The organism is Moorena sp. SIO4A5, assembly GCF_010672005.1.
Classification (GTDB): Bacteria; Cyanobacteriota; Cyanobacteriia; order Cyanobacteriales; family Coleofasciculaceae; genus Moorena.
Genome location: NZ_JAAHHZ010000410.1, coordinates 1 through 4,272 on the forward strand (window position 1 = coordinate 1; position 4,272 = coordinate 4,272).

Consider the following 4,272-nt stretch of genomic DNA (forward strand, 5'->3'; position numbering starts at 1 on the left):
GCCAGTCTCTGTTTGTACCTGTTCAATGGCCGACCGGGCAGCTTGATCATCCAAGTGGCCAGTATTAAGTGCGATCGCAATCACCTTTACCTGACCAAATGCCCCACCAGCACTAGCAACGGTCTCGTAAAGCTCAATCACTTTGGGTAATGGGGGAATCGGCACATGGTCATGATTACGAACAGACTCCTGTCCGGCTCGATGGACCAATAGTAATCCCGTGGGCTGAGTTCCTCGAATTAGCGGTAGAGTAGCTGTGGAACCAGGATGCAAAAGGGAACCCTGCCCTTCTACGATCAATAAGTCGTGGTCATTACCATAGCGCAGTACCATTTGTTCCACAGCACCAGCCGCAAAGTCTACCCGAATCCCATCCAAGGGAATGCCATCCCCAGAAATCATAATTCCAGCTTGACCAGTGGCTAGAAACTTCGATGATATGCCCTGACGTTGGGCGCACAAATATAACTCCAGAGCTGCTGACATTTTGCCCACTACCATATCTGTACCTACTGTCAAGATGCGCTGACAAGGTAGCGATCGCGCTTGAGCACTTGCTATTCCTAATCCCTTCGGTTCCCGACGAATATCCCAAATTACCTGACCGTCTTGCAGTAATTGCTGTAACTCTGGGTCAGATGCCATGGGAGTATGCAAACCATTGATAATCGATAACCCTGCTCCTACCCCTACTTTGACCTCCTGCCTCGAAGGCTCTGGTAATGCTCCCCCAGAGGGCGCAATACCAATGGCTAGGATATCCGGTTGATAAGCCAGGGCAGCAGACACGGAATCTACAATCGGGACATTAACCTTAATTCCAGTTAATTTAGACAAAGACTGCCCAGCACACTGCTGGTCGATCACCACCACAATCTCAGTTGGGCAATAGCGTAACAGAGTCAGTCCGGTTTTGCCTTTTGAACCAAGAATCCCTTCATGGAGTAGAATCGCAATACGCCGATTAGTGGTTAAATTCACGGCGTTTCACCCCCAGTCCTGGTAAATTATTCGGTATCAAATGCCCATTTTGTAGGGTTGCCCCTGTGAAGGGGTCATCTACTAGGTTTAAGTGGCTGTCTAAATCAAGATAATCTGCCAGTGGTGAGAGATGAGAAGCTGCTGTATTCGCCAGAGTACTGTCAGAATAGCAACCAAACATCACCTGCAACCCACAAGCTTTTGCGGTATGCACCATCCGTATTGCCTCAGTTAAACCACCAGATTTCATTAGTTTAATGTTAATACCATGGACACAGTTTGCCAACGGCGGAATATCTTGGCTAGTCTTGCAACTTTCATCCACAAAAATTGGTAAAGGGGATTGCTTATACAACTCGGGTAAATCAACCTCTTTTCCGGGAGCGAGGGGTTGTTCCACATGCCTCACCCCCTGACTCGCCAGCCAGTTACACATCTCTACCCCTTCCTCCAAACTCCAACCCCCATTGGCATCTACACTCAACTCGGCTTCTGGTGCCTCATCTCGGATAGCCAGAATCATCTGTTGATCAGCAGCAATCCCCTCAGGTGAACCTAATTTAATTTTCAGTACATGAGCACCAGTAATGGGAATCCATTCCTGCACCCGTTGCCTGGCCTTTTCTGGGTCACTAATGCCTACCGTAGCGGAAATTGGTACAATTCGGCGGCGGTTCAATCCCCACAGCCGCCAGAGGGGCAATCCCACCCGCTTCCCTAGCCAGTCATGTATTGCCAAATCAATGGACGCCCAAGCCGCTGATGGCACCTGTACCTCCTCCAAAACCCGTTCAATTTGTTGGTGTTCCCAAGGACTAAATACCTCCAGCATCGGGATAACCACCTCTAGGGCTTCCAGCAGAATCTCAGTAGTTTGCTTATGGGGGGTGGGGGTTAGGAAACTTTCTGTGCCTGGATCTGACGAGCTATTGCTGAGGCTAGTTGCCTTTCCTAGGGAAAAGGGAGACCCTTCGCCCCACGCTTCAATACCCTCTTGTTCGATCCTGACCCAGACATTGGTGGTTTCAGAAGTGGTGCCACGACTGATGGTTAAAGGGAACTGCTTATGTACCGTGAACGTTTCAACGCCAATACGCATTGTTTATTTAGTATATGGTTATTTAGTTTAAGGTTAAAGGTTAGTTGGTTGAAGGTTAGTTGGTTGTTCGCCTTTGGGGTTCGGTGAAGGGTAGCTTGAAGGTTATTTGGTTAAAGGTTGAAGGTTGTTTAGTTGTTCGCGTAGCGTGGCCAAAGGCCAAGGTTGTTCGCCTTTGGGGTTCGGTGAAGGGTAGCTTGAAGGTTATACTCTACTAGGACGATGGTCAATAATAGGTTTGCCAGATCATACTCGCCTACAAGGTGTAACCTCTAACCTACATACAACCTGTAACCCAATTTGTAACCTACAACCTACAATCTGTAACCTGTAACCTACCACCTGTAACCTTCAACCTCTAACCTGTAACCTTCAACCTCTAACCCAACCTGTAACCTGTAACCTGTAACCTTCAACCTCTAACCTGTAACCTGTAACCTGTAACCTTCAACCTTCAACCTGTAACCTTCAACCTTCACCCTTAATACTGTAACTTATCCTTTTGTAATTATTCAGTAATTTAATGATTTCAATACAGCCATGGAAAACCATGAAATCAAAGTTGGTTTTTGACAATAAATGGTGTCGAGTCAGGCAAGATGAAGTAGAATTACCAAGTGGTGAAATTGTTGATGACTACTTCATCAATGTTAGACCGGATATTGTGCTGATACTGGCAATTACTTGCGATCGCAATGTTGTTTTTGTCCGTCAATATCGCCATGGAGTGGGAGAAATTTTATTGGAACTCCCTGGGGGTGGTTTCAACTCAACAGTAGAAGATAGTCTGAAGGCAGCTGCTAGGGAATTAGAAGAAGAGACTGGTTATGTCTCTGAGCATATGTTTTCCCTAGCAACCTTATATGATAATCCGGTAAAAGATACCAATACAATTCATTTAATTATGGCGGAAGATGCTCAGCCATCGGGTATCCAAAATCTAGATATTACGGAAGAGGTGGAAATTGTTTTGGTACCTATAGACGAGGTTATGAAAAAAATTGAACAAGGAGAAATTTGTGTTTCAGGAACAATTGCTGCTTTGTTTTTAGGCTTGAAGTTTTTGTCTTAAATTAGTAAGGATTAAGCTGTCAGCTGTCAGCCGTCAGCTGTCAGCCGTCAGCTTAAAATATAGCAATCCGTGTAGGAATTGTGATAATTTTTGATCTGAAGTTCCCTACTCCCTTTGTTCTATAGCGTTTCTCATAGCTATCAAGTACACAGGATTTTTGGCCTCTTGCCTTTTACCTCTTGCCTCTTGCCTCTTGCCTGCTCCCTGCTCCCTACTCCCTATTCCCTACTCCCTACTCCCTTTACTATATGTCTAACTCTACCTTGCATGTTGTTGCCCGTCTTGTAGCTCTGCCAGATAAAGTTGAGGAACTCAAAGCTGTCCTGAGCGCATTGATTGAACCCACAAGAGCAGAAGAAGGTTGTTTGAAGTACGAATTACTTCAAAATCAGACAAAACCAACAGATTTTACCTTTGTGGAAGAGTGGGCAACACCAGAAGCACTAGATGCTCATCTGGTCACTGAGCATCTCCAAGCTGCCATCAAGCAACTTGATGGCTTAGTGGCTGATACACCAGATATCCGCCGCTACACCAAAATCCTCTGATATAGCGCTGCGCCCAGGGAATCGGGAATCGGAACCCACCCCTAACCCCTCCCAGGAGGGGAACGGGAATCGGGAATCGGGAAGAGTAGTTTTACTTTGACCCGGTAGGTGGAACGGGCATCTTGCCCGTTTCATTTCCGGACGCCTACTCCCTATGCCCTTGGGTGCAGCGCTATGGCATCACGAATCACCCAAACCCCTAAGAGTCTTCAGAGTCTTCTTCCATCGGCTTTCCTAAATCAAAAATAATTATAAATTCAGCATCGGGCATCAGTCGTTTCAGAGCCTGCAAGTGGCCTTGGGCATCCGATCGGTTGCGAAACCGAGCCACAATCACTCGTTGCATTTTTGGCAATAGCCGAACTATCACCCACGGATGAAGGCGTTCAGAATAGGACATAATTGATGTATCTGGGCGACCGAAGAAGGCGCTCAAGGAAGTGGAGGCTCCGTAACCTTCCTATAAGCTAGGGTTCAAGCAAAGTTCCTACCCGAAGGGGTACTACGAGATGGATATTCCGGCATTAGCTAGAATAATCCCGAATCGTTTTATCTCACAGCTAGAGGGTAATGCG

Annotated in this window: 6 protein-coding genes; 2 read left to right on the forward strand and 4 right to left on the reverse strand. The window is 46.6% G+C overall.

The window, feature by feature from the left end; genetic code table 11:
- Together F6K57_RS38035 and F6K57_RS38040 are read right to left on the reverse strand one after the other, a co-directional pair.
- Positions 1 to 981, reverse strand: a 981-nt coding sequence (locus F6K57_RS38035) for a DUF1611 domain-containing protein (RefSeq protein ID WP_293073644.1), incomplete at its 3' end; no start/stop codon positions are given.
- Positions 965 to 2,080, reverse strand: coding sequence for a dipeptide epimerase (locus F6K57_RS38040; protein ID WP_293022511.1), 1,116 nt, complete (start codon positions 2,078 to 2,080; stop codon positions 965 to 967). The genes F6K57_RS38035 and F6K57_RS38040, both read right to left, overlap by 17 nt.
- Positions 2,081 to 2,600: 520 nt before the next feature.
- Between F6K57_RS38040 and F6K57_RS38045 the strand changes: the two genes are divergently transcribed.
- Both F6K57_RS38045 and F6K57_RS38050 read left to right on the forward strand, forming a co-directional pair.
- Positions 2,601 to 3,149: an NUDIX hydrolase gene (locus F6K57_RS38045; RefSeq protein WP_293022514.1), complete on the forward strand. Its 549-nt coding sequence runs from the start codon at positions 2,601 to 2,603 to the stop codon at positions 3,147 to 3,149.
- Between the two features lie 248 nt (positions 3,150 to 3,397).
- Positions 3,398 to 3,697, forward strand: a complete 300-nt coding sequence (locus tag F6K57_RS38050) for a putative quinol monooxygenase (RefSeq protein ID WP_293073650.1) — start codon at positions 3,398 to 3,400, stop codon at positions 3,695 to 3,697.
- Here F6K57_RS38050 and F6K57_RS38055 read toward each other — a convergent pair.
- Together F6K57_RS38055 and F6K57_RS38060 are read right to left on the reverse strand one after the other, a co-directional pair.
- The gene (locus F6K57_RS38055; protein ID WP_293022520.1) at positions 3,650 to 3,832 is read right to left on the reverse strand and encodes a hypothetical protein; all 183 of its coding nucleotides are present in this window, start codon (positions 3,830 to 3,832) and stop codon (positions 3,650 to 3,652) included. The two genes, F6K57_RS38050 and F6K57_RS38055, sit on opposite strands and share 48 nt — an antisense overlap.
- 64 nt (positions 3,833 to 3,896) lie before the next feature.
- Positions 3,897 to 4,097, reverse strand: a complete 201-nt coding sequence (locus F6K57_RS38060; protein WP_293022523.1) for a hypothetical protein — start codon at positions 4,095 to 4,097, stop codon at positions 3,897 to 3,899.
- Positions 4,098 to 4,272 lie beyond the last annotated feature (175 nt).

What these genes read in the sequence shown, in the direction of transcription:
- F6K57_RS38040 (WP_293022511.1), bottom strand. Translation starts at nt 2,080, where the DNA reads ATGCGTATTGGCGTTGAAACGTTCACGGTACATAAGCAGTTCCCTTTA.
- F6K57_RS38045 (WP_293022514.1), top strand. Translation starts at nt 2,601, where the DNA reads ATGATTTCAATACAGCCATGGAAAACCATGAAATCAAAGTTGGTTTTT.
- F6K57_RS38050 (WP_293073650.1), top strand. Translation starts at nt 3,398, where the DNA reads ATGTCTAACTCTACCTTGCATGTTGTTGCCCGTCTTGTAGCTCTGCCA.
- F6K57_RS38055 (WP_293022520.1), bottom strand. Translation starts at nt 3,832, where the DNA reads ATGAAACGGGCAAGATGCCCGTTCCACCTACCGGGTCAAAGTAAAACT.
- F6K57_RS38060 (WP_293022523.1), bottom strand. Translation starts at nt 4,097, where the DNA reads ATGTCCTATTCTGAACGCCTTCATCCGTGGGTGATAGTTCGGCTATTG.